The 18,014-nt window shown below is 63.9% G+C and carries 16 protein-coding genes and 2 riboswitches; of the genes, 11 read left to right on the top strand and 5 right to left on the bottom strand.

Annotated features, from left to right (window positions below):
* The first annotated feature begins 44 nt into the window (after positions 1-44).
* Positions 45-148: riboswitch (glycine riboswitch) on the top strand.
* Between the two features lie 9 nt (positions 149-157).
* Positions 158-287, top strand: a riboswitch (glycine riboswitch).
* 118 nt (positions 288-405) lie between these two features.
* The 7 genes from gcvT to QCE73_RS14170 all read left to right on the top strand — a co-directional run bounded on the left by gcvT (position 406) and on the right by QCE73_RS14170 (position 9,002).
* Positions 406-1,530, top strand: a complete 1,125-nt coding sequence (gene gcvT, locus QCE73_RS14200; protein WP_309881737.1) for a glycine cleavage system aminomethyltransferase GcvT — start codon at positions 406-408, stop codon at positions 1,528-1,530.
* A gap of 62 nt (positions 1,531-1,592) precedes the next feature.
* Complete coding sequence (gene gcvH / locus QCE73_RS14195; protein WP_035499312.1) at positions 1,593-1,973, top strand: glycine cleavage system protein GcvH; 381 nt, start codon at positions 1,593-1,595, stop codon at positions 1,971-1,973.
* A 54-nt stretch (positions 1,974-2,027) separates the two neighbouring features.
* Positions 2,028-4,958 (top strand): aminomethyl-transferring glycine dehydrogenase, encoded by a 2,931-nt coding sequence (gcvP, locus tag QCE73_RS14190; RefSeq protein ID WP_309881736.1) that lies wholly within the window; start codon positions 2,028-2,030, stop codon positions 4,956-4,958.
* 125 nt (positions 4,959-5,083) lie between these two features.
* Entirely contained in the window at positions 5,084-6,187 is a 1,104-nt protein-coding gene (locus tag QCE73_RS14185; protein WP_035499309.1) for an alginate lyase family protein, read from the top strand.
* Between the two features lie 21 nt (positions 6,188-6,208).
* On the top strand, positions 6,209-7,597 hold the full coding sequence (locus tag QCE73_RS14180; protein ID WP_309881734.1) for an L-serine ammonia-lyase: 1,389 nt from the start codon (positions 6,209-6,211) through the stop codon (positions 7,595-7,597).
* A 161-nt stretch (positions 7,598-7,758) separates the two neighbouring features.
* Positions 7,759-8,256 (top strand): hypothetical protein, encoded by a 498-nt coding sequence (locus QCE73_RS14175; RefSeq protein ID WP_309881733.1) that lies wholly within the window; start codon positions 7,759-7,761, stop codon positions 8,254-8,256.
* On the top strand, positions 8,250-9,002 hold the full coding sequence (locus QCE73_RS14170) for a hypothetical protein (protein WP_309881732.1): 753 nt from the start codon (positions 8,250-8,252) through the stop codon (positions 9,000-9,002). Before QCE73_RS14175 ends, QCE73_RS14170 begins: the two co-directional genes overlap by 7 nt.
* A gap of 9 nt (positions 9,003-9,011) precedes the next feature.
* Here QCE73_RS14170 and flhA read toward each other — a convergent pair whose 3' ends face one another.
* From flhA to flgA, 5 genes are all read right to left on the bottom strand, one after another.
* Positions 9,012-11,120, bottom strand: a complete 2,109-nt coding sequence (gene flhA, locus QCE73_RS14165; RefSeq protein ID WP_309881731.1) for a flagellar biosynthesis protein FlhA — start codon at positions 11,118-11,120, stop codon at positions 9,012-9,014.
* Positions 11,117-12,325, bottom strand: a complete 1,209-nt coding sequence (gene flhB / locus QCE73_RS14160; RefSeq protein WP_035499302.1) for a flagellar biosynthesis protein FlhB — start codon at positions 12,323-12,325, stop codon at positions 11,117-11,119. The genes flhA and flhB overlap by 4 nt, the downstream gene beginning before the upstream one ends.
* Before the next feature lie 209 nt (positions 12,326-12,534).
* Positions 12,535-12,969 carry a flagella synthesis protein FlgN gene (locus QCE73_RS14155; RefSeq protein ID WP_035499301.1) on the bottom strand — a complete coding sequence of 145 codons (435 nt, stop codon included), beginning with the start codon at positions 12,967-12,969 and terminating at the stop codon, positions 12,535-12,537.
* Positions 12,970-13,069: 100 nt separating this feature from the next.
* On the bottom strand, positions 13,070-13,396 hold the full coding sequence (gene flgM / locus QCE73_RS14150) for a flagellar biosynthesis anti-sigma factor FlgM (protein WP_309881730.1): 327 nt from the start codon (positions 13,394-13,396) through the stop codon (positions 13,070-13,072).
* A 180-nt stretch (positions 13,397-13,576) separates the two neighbouring features.
* Positions 13,577-14,863: a flagellar basal body P-ring formation chaperone FlgA gene (flgA, locus tag QCE73_RS14145; RefSeq protein WP_309881729.1), complete on the bottom strand. Its 1,287-nt coding sequence runs from the start codon at positions 14,861-14,863 to the stop codon at positions 13,577-13,579.
* 204 nt (positions 14,864-15,067) lie between these two features.
* On the opposite strand from flgA, the gene flgB reads away from it, so the two are divergent.
* Genes flgB through flgE form a run of 4 tightly spaced genes read left to right on the top strand, consistent with a single transcriptional unit; the run spans position 15,068 to position 17,992 of the window.
* Entirely contained in the window at positions 15,068-15,547 is a 480-nt protein-coding gene (flgB, locus tag QCE73_RS14140) for a flagellar basal body rod protein FlgB (protein ID WP_309881728.1), read from the top strand.
* A 9-nt stretch (positions 15,548-15,556) separates the two neighbouring features.
* Positions 15,557-15,982 carry a flagellar basal body rod protein FlgC gene (flgC, locus tag QCE73_RS14135; protein ID WP_309881726.1) on the top strand — a complete coding sequence of 142 codons (426 nt, stop codon included), beginning with the start codon at positions 15,557-15,559 and terminating at the stop codon, positions 15,980-15,982.
* Positions 15,983-16,005: 23 nt separating this feature from the next.
* Positions 16,006-16,725: a flagellar hook assembly protein FlgD gene (locus tag QCE73_RS14130; RefSeq protein ID WP_035499293.1), complete on the top strand. Its 720-nt coding sequence runs from the start codon at positions 16,006-16,008 to the stop codon at positions 16,723-16,725.
* A gap of 49 nt (positions 16,726-16,774) precedes the next feature.
* Positions 16,775-17,992 carry a flagellar hook protein FlgE gene (gene flgE / locus QCE73_RS14125; protein WP_309881724.1) on the top strand — a complete coding sequence of 406 codons (1,218 nt, stop codon included), beginning with the start codon at positions 16,775-16,777 and terminating at the stop codon, positions 17,990-17,992.
* Positions 17,993-18,014 lie beyond the last annotated feature (22 nt).

Here is an 18,014-nt window from a genome sequence, read left to right as displayed (position 1 = left end):
TTTCGAACGAAATTGACATTGCGCGAGGCGTCGCGTAAATTCTGCCGCACGCGTCGGGAGAGCGCGTGGTCTCGTTCATGCAGCGAAGATCGCGCCGCCGAAGGGGCACACCCGCAAACTCTCAGGCAAAAGGACCGACTGCGTCGAGGAATTCGTTTCCTCGCACTCTGGAGAGCGGCAGCGGCTTCAACATGAAGCCAGTTGCCCACCGAAGGGGCGCGCGATGAACCATCAGTCACGCTGATGGTTCGCGCAATCTCTCAGGTACCGAGGACAGAGGGGTCACGCATCGCAACCGCTTCGCGGCATGCGCCTTGCGCGCTGCATCAGGCAGCGCGAAAGGCGCATCCGGCCAGGCGAAATGTGCGCTGCGTGGCCTTTTTTGTTTCGCGAACCGAGGCCCTGATGACCGAACTCCAACACACGCCCCTGCACGCCGCCCACCTCGCGCTCAACGCGCGCATGGTCGATTTCGGCGGCTGGGACATGCCCGTCAACTACGGTTCGCAGATCGACGAGCATCGCGCGGTGCGCACCGACGCCGGCATGTTCGACGTATCGCATATGCGCGTCGTCGATTTCGAGGGCGACGCCGTCCGCGAATTCTTCAAGCACGCGATCGCCAATAACGTCGACAAACTCACGACGCCGGGCAAAGCGCTCTACTCGTGCCTGCTCAACGGCAACGGCGGCGTGATCGACGATCTGATCGTCTACTACTTCTCCGAAACGAATTTCCGCGTCGTCGTGAACGCGGGCACGGCGGAGAAGGACATCGCCTGGTTCGGGCAGTTGAACGCCGAAGGCAAATTCAATCTTTCGATTACACCGCGCCGCGATCTCGCGATCATCGCCGTGCAAGGCCCGAACGCGCGCGAAAAGACCTGGCAAGTGCTGCCGGACACGCGCGCGCAAACCGAATCGATCAAGCCGTTCAACGCGGCCGTTTTCCCGTCGACGCAATACGGCGAACTGATGCTCGCGCGCACCGGCTACACCGGCGAGGACGGTTTCGAGATCGTCGTTCCGGCGACGCAAGTCGAGGCGTTGTGGAACGCGCTCGCCGCCGCGGGCGTGAAGCCCGCAGGCCTCGGCGCGCGCGACACGCTGCGCCTCGAAGCCGGCATGAATCTGTACGGCCAGGACATGGACGAGAACGTGTCGCCGCTCGACGCCGGCCTCGCGTGGACCGTCGATCTGAAAACGGAACGCGATTTCGTCGGCCGCAGCGCGCTGGAGGCGAACGGCTCGAAGGCGAATTTCGTCGGGCTCGTGCTGATCAAGGAAAACGGCAAGGCGGGCGGCGTGCTGCGCGCGCATCAGAAAGTCGTCACGCAACACGGCGACGGCGAGATTACGAGCGGCACTTTTTCGCCGTCGATGCAGGAATCCATCGCGTTCGCACGCGTGCCGACGGGCGTTGCCGTCGGGGACACGGTGCAGGTCGTCATCCGCGACAAGCAACTTCCGGCGCGCGTGGTAAAACTTCCGTTCGTGCGCAACGGCCGAGTGTTGGTCGAGCTTTCGTAACGCCGTCGCGCCCGTTCCCTCCGATCAAGAAACTCACGAAAGAACCACGCAAGGAGCATCCAATGAGCATCCCGGCCGATCTGAAATACACCGAATCGCACGAATGGGTCCGCACCGAATCCGATGGCACGCTGACCATCGGCATCACCGATCACGCGCAGGAAGCGCTCGGTGACATCGTGTTCGTCGAACTGCCCGCGGCGGGCAAGACCGTTACGGCGGGCGATGCGATCGCCGTCATCGAATCGGTGAAGGCGGCATCCGACATTTACGCGCCGGTTTCGGGCGAGATCGTCGAATCGAACGACGCGCTCACCTCGGCGCCCGATCAGGTGAACGGCGCGCCGTACGAAAGCTGGCTCTTCAAGATCAAGCCGGCGGGCGACGCCGGTCTGGACAAGCTGCTCGACGCCGAAGGCTACGGCAAGTCGATCGGCGAATAACTCATCTCAATGACGATTGCGGCTCGGTCGCGAGCCGCAATCGCAGGACAAAACATGAAGCTCGAACACCCGGATCGCCTGATGAACCGCACCTCCCTGTCACTCGCCGCGCTCGAATGCCACGACGCATTCGCCGAGCGGCACATCGGCCCCGATGACGCGGACCAGCGCGCAATGCTCGATGCGCTCGGTTTCGCGTCGCGCGCGGCCTTCATCGACGCGGTGATTCCTGAATCGATCCGCCGCAAGGAAACGCTGCCGCTCGGCGCGTTCACGCAGCCGAAAAGCGAGGCGGAAGCGCTCGCGTCGCTGCGCAAGCTGGCGGACGAGAATCTGGTGTTTCGAACCTGGATCGGACAGGGTTACTACGGCACGCACACGCCGGCGGTGATCCTGCGCAACGTGCTCGAAAATCCGGCGTGGTACACGGCATACACGCCGTATCAGCCGGAGATTTCGCAAGGCCGTCTCGAAGCGCTGCTCAATTTCCAGCAGATGGTGATGGATCTGACGGGCCTCGCGATGGCGAACGCCTCGCTGCTCGACGAAGCCACCGCCGCAGCCGAAGCGATGACGCTTCTGCAACGCGTCGGCAAGCCGAAATCGAACGTGTTCTACGTCGCCGACGACGTGCTGCCGCAGACCATCGAAGTGGTGCAGACGCGCGCGAAGCCCGCGGGCATTGAAGTGAAGGTCGGTCCGGCCGCGGATGCCGCGAGTGCGAATGCGTTCGGCGTGCTGCTGCAATATCCCGGCGCGAATGGCGATGTGCGCGACTATCGCGCGCTCGCGGAAGCAATCCACGCGGCGGGCGGCCATGTCGTCGCGGCGGCGGATCTGCTCGCGCTGACGCTCATCACGCCGCCGGGCGAATGGGGCGCGGATGTCGCGATCGGCAATACGCAGCGTTTCGGCGTGCCGGTCGGCTTCGGCGGCCCGCACGCGGCCTACATGGCCGTGCGCGACGAATTCAAGCGCCAGATGCCGGGGCGTCTCGTCGGCGTGACCGTCGATGCTCAAGGCAACTCCGCGCTGCGCCTCGCGCTGCAAACGCGCGAACAGCATATTCGCCGCGAGAAGGCGACGTCGAATGTCTGCACGGCGCAGGCGCTGCTCGCGATCATGGCCAGCATGTATGCCGTCTATCACGGTCCGCGCGGCCTGAAGACGATCGCGTCGCGCGTGAACCGCGTGGCGTCCATCTTCGCGGCGGGCGTGAAGAAGCTCGGCTACACGATCGCCAACGACACGTTCTTCGACACGATCACGATCGACAGCGGCGCGAGCACGACCGCGCTGCATCAGGCTGCTTACGCCGCGCATGTCAATCTGCGCCACGTGAGCGCGACGCAAGTCGGCGTATCGCTCGATGAAACCACCACGCGCGACGATCTGCTCAAGCTCTTCGCGTTGTTCGCCGAAGTCGCGGGCAAGACCGAAACATTCGATATCGACGCGCTCGATCAGGCCGCTGCCGATTCGCTGCCTGCCGAACTGCATCGCACGAGCGAGTACCTCACGCATCCGGTCTTCAACCGCCATCATTCCGAACATGAAATGCTGCGCTATCTGCGCAGCCTCGCCGACAAGGACCTCGCGCTCGACCGCACGATGATCCCGCTCGGCTCCTGCACGATGAAGCTCAACGCGACATCGGAAATGCTGCCCGTCACGTGGCCCGAGTTCGCGCAGATTCACCCGTTCGCGCCGGCGGAGCAGACGCTCGGCTATCGCACGATGATCGATCAGCTCGAACAGATGCTCGTCGCGTGCACGGGTTACGCGGCCGTCTCGCTGCAGCCGAACGCGGGCTCGCAAGGCGAATACGCGGGCCTGCTCATCATCCACGCGTATCACGAATCGCGCGGCGAAGGGCATCGCAACGTGTGTCTGATTCCGGCGTCCGCGCACGGCACGAATCCGGCGTCGGCGCAGATGGCGGGCATGCAGGTCGTCGTCGTCGCTTGCGATGCGAACGGCAACGTCGATATCGAAGATCTGAAGGCGAAGGCCGGGAAGCATTCCGCGAATCTCGCGGCGATCATGATCACGTATCCGTCGACGCACGGCGTGTTCGAGCGCAACGTTCGCGAGATTTGCGACATCGTGCATTCGCACGGCGGCCAGGTGTATGTCGATGGCGCGAACATGAACGCAATGGTCGGCCTGTGCGCACCCGGCCAGTTCGGTGGCGACGTGTCGCACCTGAACCTGCACAAGACGTTCTGCATTCCGCACGGCGGAGGCGGACCGGGCGTCGGTCCGGTCGCGGTCGGCGCGCATCTGGCGAAGTTCCTGCCGAATCAGGCATCGACCGGATACAAGCGCGATGACGCGGGCATCGGCGCGGTGTCGTCGGCGCCTTACGGCTCGGCCGCGATCCTGCCGATCTCGTGGATGTACATCGCGATGATGGGCGCACAAGGTCTCACCGCCGCCACCGAAAGCGCGATTCTCGCCGCGAACTATGTCGCGAAGCGACTCGCGCCGCACTATCCGGTGCTGTACAGCGGCTCGGGCGGACTCGTCGCGCACGAATGCATTCTCGATGTGCGGCCGATCAAGGAATCGAGCGGCATCTCGGTGGAAGACGTGGCGAAGCGTCTGATCGACTACGGCTTCCACGCGCCGACGATGAGCTTCCCGGTGCCCGGCACGCTGATGGTCGAGCCGACGGAATCGGAATCGAAGGAAGAGCTCGACCGCTTCATCGACGCGATGATCGCGATCCGCGAAGAAATTCGCGCGGTGGAAGAAGGCCGCGCCGACCGCGACGACAACGTGCTGAAGAACGCGCCGCACACGGCGGCGGTCGTCACTGCGGACGACTGGACACACAAGTACACGCGCGAAGCGGCGGCGTATCCGGTGAAGTCGCTGGTGGCGCGCAAGTACTGGTCGCCGGTGGGCCGCGCGGACAACGCGTATGGCGATCGCAACCTGATGTGCTCGTGCGTGCCGGTATCGGAGTATGCGGACGAGTAAGGTTCGCGCAGAACCTGAGAGAAAGCGCCGCCCGAAAGCGTAAAGCATTGTCGGGCGGTTTTGCGGCGCGTTCCAGAACAGCTAACATCTCACCCCGGACCAAAAAGCCAAACCAGGGAGTTCACATGGCGTTCAAGGTGCGAGAGGTGAAAGGGACAATCCGCGCGCGCGGGGTGCGGGCGATGTTGGCGGCGATGCTCATCGTCGCGTCGTCCGCGCAGGCCGCGATGAATTTCTGCGCCGCGCCCGCGATGCAGACGAGCGAGCGCACCAATGCCGATCCCGGCGTGAAGGCGCTGGTGAAGATGGTGCAGTCGCACGTGAACGATCAGCCGAAGGCGCGCGCGAAGCTGCACACCGAAGGCACGCTGCCGCACGAGGGCATCTACGACGAGAGCGTCGAAGCGGAGAAGGACCTCGGCCTGATGCGCGATGCCGCGCTCGCGTGGCGCGCGACCGGCGACGAACGCTATCTGCGGCTCGTCGACCGCTTCCTGCTCGCATGGACGACGACCTATCAGCCGAGCTTCAATCCGATCGACGAGACGAATTTCGAATCGCTGATCCTCGCATACGACCTCACGGCAAGCGCGTTGCCGGTCAGGACGCGCAACACGGCGAACGCGTTCATCACGAAAATGGTGACCGGCTACATCGCCGATATGGACAAGCAGCCCCGGCCGCTCACGGGCAATTACCGGAACAACTGGCAGAGCCATCGCGTGAAACTGGTGGCGATGGGCGCGTTCACGATCGACGACCGCAAGCTCATCAACGCGGCGCAGCGGCTGTTCGTCGAGCATATCGGCGACAACATCGCGCCGGATGGATCGACGGTCGATTTCGCCGAACGCGACGCGCTCCGCTACGTCACATACGATCTTCAGCCGCTCGTGACGGCGGCGCTCGCCGCGCGGCGGCACAACCGCAACTGGCTGCCGGAACGCGCGCAGTCGGGCGCGACGCTCGCCGAAGCGCTCAACTGGCTCACGCCTTACGCGCTCGGCACGAAGACGCACGATGAATTCGTGAAGTCGTCCGTGCCGTTCGACGCCAAGCGTCGCGAGGCGGGCTTGCCGGGCTTTTCGGGTCAATGGGACCCGAAGAACGCGGCGGAACTCTTTCATCTGGCGGCGCGGCTCGACGGCCGCTACGCGCCGGTCGCGCTGCGGCTCGCGCCGACACCGCCCGCGTGGCTCGCGGTGTGTCTGCCGCTGCCGGCGCGCTAACTCTTACAGGCAGGAGCAGTCATGGCAGTCAGCGTATTCGACCTCTTCAAGATCGGCATCGGACCTTCCAGCTCGCACACCGTGGGACCGATGCGCGCCGCGTTGATGTTCGCGCAAGGGCTCGAGCGCGACGAGCTGCTGGAATCGACCGCATCCGTGAAATGCGAGCTGTACGGCTCGCTCGGCGCGACGGGCAAGGGCCACGGCACGGACCGCGGCGTGATGCTCGGCCTGATGGGCGACGCGCCCGATACCGTCGATGCATCGGGCATCGTTCCCCGGCTCGAAACCGTGCGTACATCGAAGACGCTCGCGCTCCTGGACAAGCGCAAGATTCCGTTCACGATCAAGGAGAACATCGCGTTCTATCGGCAGGCGTTGCCGGAGCATCCGAACGGCATGAAGCTCTACGCTTTCGATGCGAACGGCGCGTTGCTGCGCGAAGCGACGTATCTGTCGGTTGGCGGCGGTTTCGTCGTGACGGCGGGCGCGGCGAACACGGCGGTGCTGACGGCGCACGAGCACTTGCCGTATCCGTTCCATACCGGCGACGAGTTGATGAAGATGTGCGCGGAATCGGGCAAATCGATCGCGCAACTGATGTGGGAAAACGAGCGCGTCTGGCGCAGCGAAGACGAGATTCGCGCCGGGCTTCTGCGCATCTGGGACGTGATGCAGGATTGCGTCGCGCGCGGGTGCGGCATCGGCAATCCGGCGGCGGAAGGACACTTGCCGGGGCCGTTTCAGGTGAAGCGACGCGCGCCGCAGTTGTACAAGGCGCTCACGGGCAAGCCGGAGCAGGCGCTGCGCGATCCGCTTTCCATGATCGACTGGATCAATCTCTACGCGATCGCGGTGAATGAAGAGAACGCAATCGGCGGGCGCGTCGTCACGGCGCCGACCAATGGCGCGGCGGGGATCATTCCGGCAGTGCTGCACTACTACGACCGGTTCGTGCCGGGATCGAACACGCAGGGCGTCGTCGATTTTCTGCTGACGGCGGCCGCCATCGGCATTCTGTACAAGATGAATGCGTCCATCTCCGGTGCGGAAGTCGGATGCCAGGGGGAAGTCGGCGTCGCCTGTTCGATGGGGGCGGGTGCGTTGGCTGCGGTGCTCGGTGGAACGCCGGCGCAGGTGGAGAACGCCGCCGAGATCGGTATGGAGCATAACCTCGGGCTGACTTGCGATCCGGTCGGCGGGATGGTGCAGATTCCGTGCATCGAACGAAATGCGATGGGTTCGGTGAAAGCCGTCAACGCCGCGCGGATGGCGATGCGCGGCGACGGGTCTCACTACGTTTCGCTCGATTCGGTCATCAAGACGATGAGGGAGACTGGCGCGGATATGAAGACCAAATATAAGGAAACGTCGCGCGGGGGGTTGGCGGTGAATATTGTGGAGTGTTGAGAAATCGATGCCTTCGGGCAGGCGTCATCTCGACGACTGAAACATTCGTTGGATGGCGCTCGAAGCGCGGAATGAAGCAGTTAGCATCGGTAGAACAAGAACGCCTCTACCGATCGCGATCTCGAACCCATGCGCTCGGTAGAAATACCTGAGAGATCGCATTGGAACCGAAGGAACTTGCTGCGCATAGAAAACTGCGCAAGACGTTGAGCGGCGCATTGCCATTCAAGCCAATGAACAAGACGAAGTGGCCGAAGCCGTTCAACAGAATGGCGCGGCCACGCGTTCACGCTACTGAGCTTACTCGCGTTTCCGACGATCACTCCGTGCTTTTCATGTGGCGCGATGGAGACGAGCTCGAAGATCGCTCATTCTATGGGCATCTGGTTTGCGTGTTGCCGCGCGGCGATCTGTACCCGCTGCTCGAATTTCACTATCACCCGAGTCACAAGGGCTTGCATTGCAAAATGCCTTGTCAGACTGCCTTCGATTACCGGAATCGCTTGCTGCCCGGAGCGCCCGAGCTTAACCTGAAAACTTCGAGACGTTTCGATCCGCGTATGGCCGAAGATCGGGCTGCGTTGATCGTCCTGTTCTGCGAGACGGCGGGCATATCGATTTCAAACGAACAATACGGGCAAGGCGACTTGTTGTGCTGACGGACATTCTCAAGCGAACGATCTGCACGCTGTTCGAGGTGCACGACGACAGCAACGGTGTGCAGCGTATCGTCACGCCTCTGCAGTATCCCGGAACGGGAGATCACGTCATCGTCCGCATTCGCCCTCGCGACGACGGTTGGGTCATAGACGAGAACGGCGAAGCCTGCTTTTCCGCGAGCATGGCGGGCGGCGACGTCGAATCCGGCACCGTCGAGCATTGGGCTAAAGAACACGCGCGACTCAGTCCGGCGCGACTGTGTGACGACGAGGTGATTCGCGCGACGACCACCGACGAGCGGTTTATCGTGCCGTACGTGTTTCGCGTGGCCGAGGCAGCCCAGCAGCTTTACGCGGTCGCGACCTCGCGGCCCGAGCGTCAGTCGAGCAGCGATTTCAAGGAGCGGCTGACTCGCATCATCGCCGAGATAGCCGACGAGTTCGGTCTCGGACACCGCTCCGAAGTCGAACTGCCGATTTCGGGCGGCTTGATTGCGGACCACGTGATCGAGACACCCACGCCGTCGATCATCATCGCCGCGACCAGCGCGAACCGGTTGCTCCAGGGTGAACTCATACACATGCAGTATCGCGCCATGCACATGCCGGGACATGTGCTTGCCATTGCGGAAAATCAGCAGGCAGTAGGCAAGACCGAGTTCGAGCGTGCGAACTATTACACGTGGAAGACCGTCGTCTTCGATGCGAAGAACCTTCGGAGTCTGATCGGTTCAGTGCTTCATTGACGCGTTGCTTCACGCTCCAATCAAATTCACCACCTTCACATTCCTGGTATCCGGCACTTCCGCATAAGACAGCACCTTCAACTGCGGCAGACTTCTGCGCAGGAACCTCGCCAGCATCGCACGCAGCGAGTGCTGCACGAGCAACACCGGCGGCAAGCCCAGATTCTGCTGACGCATGATCGCGTTCTGCGTCGAGTTCATCAGCGTCTGCGCGAGGCCCGGTTCGAGCCCGGGATTCGTCCCCGTCGACAAAGCCTGCGACAACACACGCTCCAGCGTCGGATCGAGGCCCATCACCTGTAAATCGTCGGCGCCGGGATACCACTGCTGCGTGATCGCGCGGCCCAGCGCGAGACGCACCGCCGCCGTGAGATCGTACGGATCGGACATGCGCGGCGCGTGCTCCTGCAACGCGTCGAGGATCGTGCGCATATCGCGGATCGGCACGCTTTCGTCGAGCAGGTTCTGCAACACCTTCTGCAGCGTCGTAAGCGACAGCACCTTCGGCACCAGATCGTCCGTGAGCGATGGCGTGTCCTTGCCGATGCGCTCCAGCAGCGCCTGCACTTCCTGACGCCCGAGCAACTCGGCCGCGTGAGTCACCACGAGATGATTCAAATGCGTCGCGACGACCGTGCTCGCATCGACGACCGTATAGCCATAGACCTGAGCCTGCTCGCGCAGATTCGTGTCGATCCACACCGCCGGCAGGCCGAACGCCGGATCCTGCGTCTGCGTGCCCGGCAGCGCGGCCGACACCTGACCCGGATTGATCGCGAGCCACTGGCCCGGGAACGCTTCGCCGACACCCACCTCGACGCCCTTCAGCGCGATGCGATAGCCATTCGGCCGAAGTTCGAGATTGTCGCGAATATGAATGACCGGCGGCAGAAACCCGATTTCCTGCGCGAACTTCTTGCGAATGCCCTTGATGCGCTTGAGCAGTTCACCGTCGCTGTTGCGATCGACGAGCGGAATCAGCCGATAGCCCACTTCCAGCCCGAGCGGATCGATGAGCGATACATCTTCCCAGCTCGCTTCCGCATTCTCCGCCGACGCGGCCGCCGCGCTTGCCGTGAGCGGCGTCACATCGGTGACGGCGCCCGCTTTCTTCTTCGCTTCGGCGCGCTTGTTCATCGAGCGCGCGCCGTAGATGAGACCGCCGCCGAGCAGCATGAACGCGAAGTGCGGCATGCCCGGAATCAGACCCATGATGCCGATGATCACGCCCGTGATCATCAGCACGCGCGGATTCTGGAACAACTGGCCGGTAAGCTGCGTGCCGATGTCCTCTTCGGTCGCGACGCGCGAGACGATCACGCCCGCCGCCGTCGAGATGATGAGCGACGGAATCTGCGCGACGAGACCATCGCCGATGGTAAGCAGCGTGTAGTTGGTCGCCGCGTGCGCGAAGTCCATGTCGTGCTGGAGCATGCCGACGATCAGCCCGCCCACCACGTTGATCACCATGATCAAAAGGCCGGCGATCGCATCGCCGCGCACGAACTTGCTCGCACCGTCCATCGAGCCGTAGAACTCGGCTTCCTGCGCCACGCTCTGGCGGCGCTTCTTCGCGGTTTCTTCGTTGATGAGGCCGGCGTTCAAATCGGCGTCGATGGCCATCTGCTTGCCGGGCATCGCGTCGAGGGTGAAGCGCGCGCCCACTTCCGCGATACGTCCCGCGCCCTTCGTGATCACCATGAAGTTGATGATCATCAGAATCACGAACACGACGATCCCGACCGCGAAGTTCCCGCCGACGAGAAAGTGCCCGAACGATTCGATCACCTGACCCGCGGCATCCGGGCCGGTGTGGCCTTCAAGCAGCACGATACGCGTCGACGCGACGTTCAGCGACAGGCGCAGCAACGTCGAGAACAGCAGCACGCTCGGGAACGCCGCGAAGTCGAGCGGCTTTTGCGTGTACATGCTGACGAGCAGCACCATCACCGCCAGCGCGATGTTGAAGGTGAACAGCAGATCGAGCAGGAACGCAGGCAAGGGCAGAATCATCATGCCCAAGATCATGCAGATCAGGATCGGGCCGGCGAGGGCTCGCAAGTTCTGCGTGCCCAGCGCGTCGGGCCGTTTGGCGAAAAATCCAGCGCGCGCGTTCATGCGGCGGCTCCATTGTCAGTGTTGTCGCCAGCCAGGGCCTCTGCGGCTTCCTGATCGGCGTCGGCGTCGGATACGCCGCCTTTGTCGAGTTCCTTCGGCACGTCGAGATCGGACGGTTCGTCCGGCTTCACGCCGCCATCTTCCTTGTAGCGCTTGAGCTGGTAGACCCACGCCAGCACCTGCGCCACCGCGCCGTAGAGCGCGCCCGGAATCTCGCGATTGATCTCGACGTTGTGATACAGCGCGCGCGCCAGCGGCGGCGCTTCGAGCAGCGGCACGTTGTGCTCGCGGCCCAATTCGCGGATGCGCCCCGCCACCAGATTCACGCCCTTCGCGACGACCTTCGGCGCGCGCATCTGGCCATCGGCGTACTTCAGCGCGACGGCGAAGTGCGTCGGGTTCGTGACGATCACGTCGGCGGTCGGAATCGCCTGCATCATGCGGCGGCGGGCGGCCGCGCGCTGCTGTGCGCGAATCTTGCCCTTGATGTGCGGATCGCCTTCGTTTTCCTTGTGCTCGCGCTTCACTTCTTCCTTCGTCATGCGCAGCTTCTTCGCGTGCGAGTAGAGCTGATACGGCACGTCGACGGCCGCGACGAGAAAGAGCCCGCCGATCGCCATGCCGCAGCACACGAAGATCAGGTGCATCGCATCGGCGAGCGCGAGATCGAGCGGCTTCGTCAGAAGGCCGAGCACTTCGGCCTTGCGGCTCCAGATCGCCGAGCCCGCCATGCCGCCGACGACGATCGTCTTCAGCATCGACATGCCGAGCTGAACCGGTCCTTGCACCGAGAAAATCTTGCCGAGACCGCTGATCGGATTCAGACGGCCGAAGTTCGGCGCGAGCGGCTTCGTCGTGATGAGCCAGCCGCCGAGCGCCATCGGCGCGGCGAGCGCGGCGAAACCCGTCAGCAGCAGAACCGGCAGGACCGCGAACATCCCTTCCTTGCCCGCGTTCGCCGCGCCGATCATCATCTGGCGCGAGTCGAGCACGGTCGCGTGATCGAAGGTGAACGCGCCGCGCAGAATCGACTGCAAATGCTGACTGATCGGCCCCGACAAACCCCACACGCCGAAAAATCCCGCCGCCAGCAACGCGAACGACGCGAGTTCCCGCGAACGCGCAACCTGGCCTTCCTCCCGCGCCTTTTCCAGGCGCTTGGGAGTGGCTGATTCGGTTTTTTCGAGATCGCTTTCTTCTGCCACCGGGCCTTACTCCGTTGCTTCCATCGTTTGCACATGCGAGCGGCGCGAAGCCGCTTTTGGATGAAAGCGATTATTGCGGAAGGCGTCGAGCGGCCATCGGCGGATAAAGCCGGGGAAAAGGGGGTTATTCGGTAGATGAAAGCGCGGGAAACGAAAGCGGCGCGTGCCTCGCGGGAAGCACGCGCCGTTCGGAATGCGCAAAACGGTGATCAGGCGCCGGGTACGCGGCCATCCGGTCCGTAGAAGCCGCTTTTCGACGGCGCGACCTGCAAAGCGGCGAGCGCCTTGCGGTTGTATTCCATGCGCGTGCGGATCAGGACGCCGTTGTTGTTGTTGCCTTGTTTCGCGCGACGCGCGGCGGCGGTCAAGAGCGCCCATTGCGCGGCGATCGCGTCGTCGTCCGCGGCGGCGGCTTCCATGCCGACGAAGCCGCCGGGGAAACCGAGCGCGTTCAACTGCTCGTCGCGCGCCTGTTCGAGCGCGGAAATGCGCTCGGTGAGCGCGGTCTTGTGCTCGATGATTCCAGGCAGCGCCGGCAGCGGTTGCGCCGCGATCAGCGCTTTTTCCTCATCGACGAGGAGGGATTCGAAGGCCAGAACAGCGGCGACTTCTTCGGTGACAGTGGCAAGCAGGGCGTCTCTCATTGCATCGCTCGAATAGCGGTTTCACAAAAGCCGCCGGTGCCATGAACGCCGCTTGCCGCCGCGCGCCTGTTTCTCGCAAGGCGCGGCCGGGTCACTGCGTTCAGCCGCCGGTCGGCGGGGTTCTCGTTTGCAGCAGATCGCGGGCGGTGCTCAGAATGCCGTCGGCGATCTTGCTCGTGTCCATCTTCAGCCTGCCGTCGCGGATCGCGGCCTTGATCGACTCGACTTTCGCCGTGTCGATGTCCGAGCTGTTCGATGCGCGCAGGTCCGTCGACAGCGACGACAGGCTCACCGTCGAATTCTTCGCCGTGCTCGTGCCCGATTGCTGCACGGTGCTCGCGGCGCCCTTCGCGTCGTTTTGCGACGCGCGTTGCAGGTTGTCTTGAAGGCCTGCCAGTGTGGTGTTGCTAGTCGTATCGATCTTCACGATGTCCATTCCCGAACGTGTTGAGTCCTTTAACGGCGAGGGAGCTTGAAAACTTTACCCTGCCGGGGGAACCGCAACCGCCGTTCGGCGCGCTCATCGCCCTCAAAGCCTTGTCGGGCGGGCCTTCAGCGCATTTGAAACAAAATGAAACAAGCGTGGGGAACCGAACATAAGCCCGCTTCAGAGGGCGATTTCCACCGTCTGACTGTCCTTCAATATGCCGGTGATGATCTGGCCGCCGGCAGTTTTTACACGTACTTGCTGGCCGGGCGCCGCGTTGTTCATCGCGGTGCCTTCGGCCGAAATCGAAAAGCCGGAGCCGCCGGCGACCACATGCACGCTCTGGCCGATCGCCACCGAGCTTGCCGCGCGCAGCATGTCGGTGCGCAACGGCAGGCCCGCGGGCACGCGCGACAGCGCGACCGCGCCGACGGCCTGCGCCGGATCGGTGACGATGGCCTGCGGCATCGCGGTGATGTCGCCGTCGCGGGCGACCAGATCGGCGTTGCTCAGCACTTCGCCCGGCGCGATGGCGCGTGCGGCTGTATAGAAAGTGGCGTTGATCGATACGCGCGCCTGCACGTAGAGCGTCCACGGGCGCTCGCCGACGCAGCGCACGCCGACGGTCATGCGGCCCCAGAGGCGCGCGCCGGTCGGCATGAACGGATCGAGCGCGGAACAGGCGGCGAGGCCGCGCGGGAAAACGGGCGTGACGGTGATTTCGACCTTGCCCGGCAAGCCGGCCGCCTGCTGCTGCAGAAAACCGAGCGCGGCGACGCGGATCGATTCGCCGTCCTGCATCGTCGCGGGTGCGCCCGGCGCTTGCGGCAACGCGGCGGCGACGGGCGCGGCTACTGCCGCCGATGGATTGAAGCTCACGCGTCTCATCGGCGAAGCGGCGCCGGCGACGGGCGTCGCAGGACTCGCCGCGACGGGTTTCGCATTCGTGCCGCGAGCGATGCCATCGTCGCGCGTCACGACGACAGGCGTCACATCGCGCGATGGAGAAAGCGCGGGCGCCCTGACGAGCGCGGGAGCCGGAGCAGCGGCCGCGCGCGCGGGCTTCGCTTCGCTCGGGCCGGGAATTACGATCATGCCGCTCGCATCGTTCATCGATTCATCGGCGGCGTCGGCGCGGGCGTCTAGTTCGAGCGCGGCGTTGCGCATCGCGGCGTCGGCGGCTTTCGTCGCGGCGCGATAGCCGCTCGCACGCGCGATTTCAGACGCGGGCATCGCCGCGACGGGAGCCGATGCGCGCGAAACGGGCGCATTCAGGCTCTTCGCCATATCGGCAGCTGCGGCCGGATTGGTTTCGGCGTTGCCCGGAATGACGATCGGGCCGTCGCTCTGCTGGGCATGCGCGAGCAGAGCGACGCCCATGAAAAGGGATGCGCCCAGCGTGCGGCGCGCGAACGTCGCTGCGACGCGAGCCGTGGGGTTCGATGCACGCTTCGCCGACCTGCTCATCAACTTTCTCCGTACCTGATCCGATCGAGCCGCGAAAAACACGCGGCAACTTCCAACGAAACGAATTCTAGATATCGGCGGGCGCGGGCAAGCGTCGAATAGAGGCCCCGTTTCCCGGTTATTCGTCGGATTAGTTCTTGCGCGCCGCTCCTAAGATTCGTGTCATGCAAAAAGGCCTCGGCGCTGCCGACAGGAGAAACCGCAATGCTAGACAGACTCGACAAGGAATTCGCTTTTGGCCGTGAGGCGCTCGATGTGCGCGCGTATCGGCAGGAATTGCTGTCGTCGAATATCGCCAACGCCGACACGCCCGGCTACAAGGCGCGCGACGTCGATTTCTCGAGCGCGCTCGCGGGTGCGCTCAAGCAGGGCGGCGGCGCGACGAACAACACGACGCTCAAGATGGCGCAACCGGTCAGCGTGAGCATGAGCGGCGGCCTGGCCGCGACGGCCAAAGGCCACATGAGCGGCACGTCGACGCTTTCGGCATCGGGCGGTTCGAGCGACGACTACGGCAAGCTCGCCTACCGCGTGCCGAACCAGCCGTCGCTCGACGGCAACACGGTCGACCTCGACGCCGAGCGCGTGCAGTTCGCGGACAACGCGTTGCACTTCGAGGCGGGCATGACGGTGCTGTCGTCGCAGATCAAGTCGATGCTCTCGGCGATCACATCGAACAGTTAAGGAACAGCGATGCCCTCTTTGATGAACATCTTCAACGTCGCCGGCTCGGCGATGTCCGCTCAGGCGCAGCGCCTGAACGTCACCGCGTCGAACCTCGCGAACGCGGACAGCACGACCGGCCCGGACGGCCAGCCGTACAAGGCGAAGCAGGTCGTGTTCGCGGTCGATCCGCTCGGCGGCGCGCGCACCGCGTCGGGCCAGCAGGTCGGCGGCGTGCAGGTGACCGGCGTGATCGACGATCCGAGCCCGATGAAGACCAGCTACGACCCGAGCAACGCGGCGGCGAACGCGGACGGCTACGTGACGCTGCCCAACGTCGATCCGGTGCAGGAGATGGTCAACATGATTTCCGCGTCGCGTTCCTATCAGGCGAACGTCGAGACGCTCAATACCGCCAAGCAATTGATGCTCAAGACTTTGACCATCGGAACCTGATCGAGAAACTTAAGGAACACCACGTGAGCTCCTCCAGCACCACTATCGGCAGCAACGGCACGACCGTCTCGCAGACGCTGCTCGACACCATGAACGGCGCGTCGTCGTCGAGTTCGTCGACGTCATCCACGTCGGGCACGTCGGCGCAGGATCTGCAGAACACTTTCCTCACGCTGCTCGTGACGCAGTTGAAGAACCAGGACCCGACCAATCCCGCCGACAGCTCGCAGATGACCTCGCAGCTCGCGCAGATCAACACGGTGTCGGGCATCGGCCAGCTGAACACGTCGCTGTCCTCGCTCGCGACGCAGCTTTCCGCCGGACAGCAGACGCAGGCCGCGCTGCTCATCGGCTCGAACGTGCTCGCGGCGGGTAACGGCGTGACCGTGTCGAAGGGCGCGTCGTCGAGCTTCGGCGTGCAACTGGCGAGCGACGTGAGCGACCTGCAGATCGTCGTGAAGAACTCGTCGGGCCAGATCGTCAACACGCTCGATCTCGGCGCGCAGGGCGCGGGCGTCGTGCCGGTGACGGGCTGGACGCCGGTCGATTCGAAGGGCGCCACGCTCGCCGACGGCAGCTACACGATCACCGCGCAAGGCACGATCAACGGCCAGCAGGCGACCGCGACGACGCTGTCGGCTTCGCAGGTGCAAAGCGTCGTGCAGATGTCGGGCGGTGCGCCGGGTCTCAAGCTCTCGAACGGCTCGACGGTCGCGCTGACGGGCGTCGCTTCGATCCTCTGATTCCACATTCATTTTGGACGAGCGTGGTCTCGTCACGGAGAAACATCAAATGAGTTACCAACAAGCACTGAGCGGTCTGGGCGCTGCATCGAGCGATCTCGACGTGATCGGCAACAACATCGCGAACGCGAACACGGTCGGCTTCAAGCAAGGCGCGGCGCAGTTCGCCGACATGTACGCGAACTCGATGGCCACGGCCGTCAGCAACCAGATCGGCATCGGCACGCGTCTCGCCGAAGTGCAGCAGCAGTTTTCGCAAGGCACGATCACCACGACCAATCAGGCGCTCGACGTCGCGATCAACGGCAACGGTTTCTATCAGTTGTCGAACAACGGCTCGGTCGTGTACTCGCGCAACGGCGTGTTCCATCTCGATAACACCGGCAACATCGTCAATTCGTCGGGCCTGCAACTGATGGGCTACGCGGCGGATTCGGGCGGCGTCGTCAACAGCGCGAGCACGGTGCCGCTCACGGTGCCGACGGCGAACATCGCGCCGACCGCGACCAAGAAGATCACCGCCGCGTTCAACCTGAACTCGCAGGACGACGTCAAGGCAGCCGCCGACTTCGACCCGACCAACGGCAACACCTACAACGCGTCGACCTCCGTCGATGCATACGACTCGGTCGGCGGCACGCAGAAGGTGTCGGTGTACTTCACGAAGTCCGGCACGAACTCGTGGGAAGCATTCGCGGGCTACGGCGATCCGGTCTCGCAGAAGACGGATCTCGGCCCCGTCACGTTCGATTCGTCGGGCAACCTGACCTCGGGCAAGACGTTCTCGTTCACGATCCCCGACGGCGCGAGCGCGACCTCCGGCGCGACCCAGACGCTCACGCTCGATCTCTCCGGCACGACACAGTACGGCGCGAAGAGCGGCCTCACGAACCTGCATCAGGACGGCAACAGCACGGGCGAACTGACGGGCTTCACGGTCGGCAGCGACGGCATGCTGACGGGCAACTACTCGAACGGCGAAACCAAGGCGCTCGGCCAGATCGCGATCGCCAACTTCAACAACCAGAACGGCCTCCAGAACCTCGGCGGCAACGTGTACGCGCAGACGGCGGCTTCGGGCGCGGCGCAGGTTTCCGTGCCGGGCTCGACCAACCACGGCACGCTGCAGGGCGGCGCGGTGGAGAACTCGAACGTGGACCTGACGAGCGAGCTCGTGAACCTGATCACCGCGCAGCGCAACTATCAGGCGAACGCGCAAACGATCAAGACACAGCAGACCGTCGATCAGACGCTGATCAATCTGTAAGCATCGGTCGCACGCAATAAAC

It is taken from the genome of Caballeronia sp. LZ029, from assembly GCF_031451275.1.
In the GTDB taxonomy this organism is placed as follows: domain Bacteria; phylum Pseudomonadota; class Gammaproteobacteria; order Burkholderiales; family Burkholderiaceae; genus Caballeronia; species Caballeronia jiangsuensis.
Note: the sequence above shows the minus strand (reverse complement) of the source record. Positions and strands in the feature narration are given on the sequence as shown.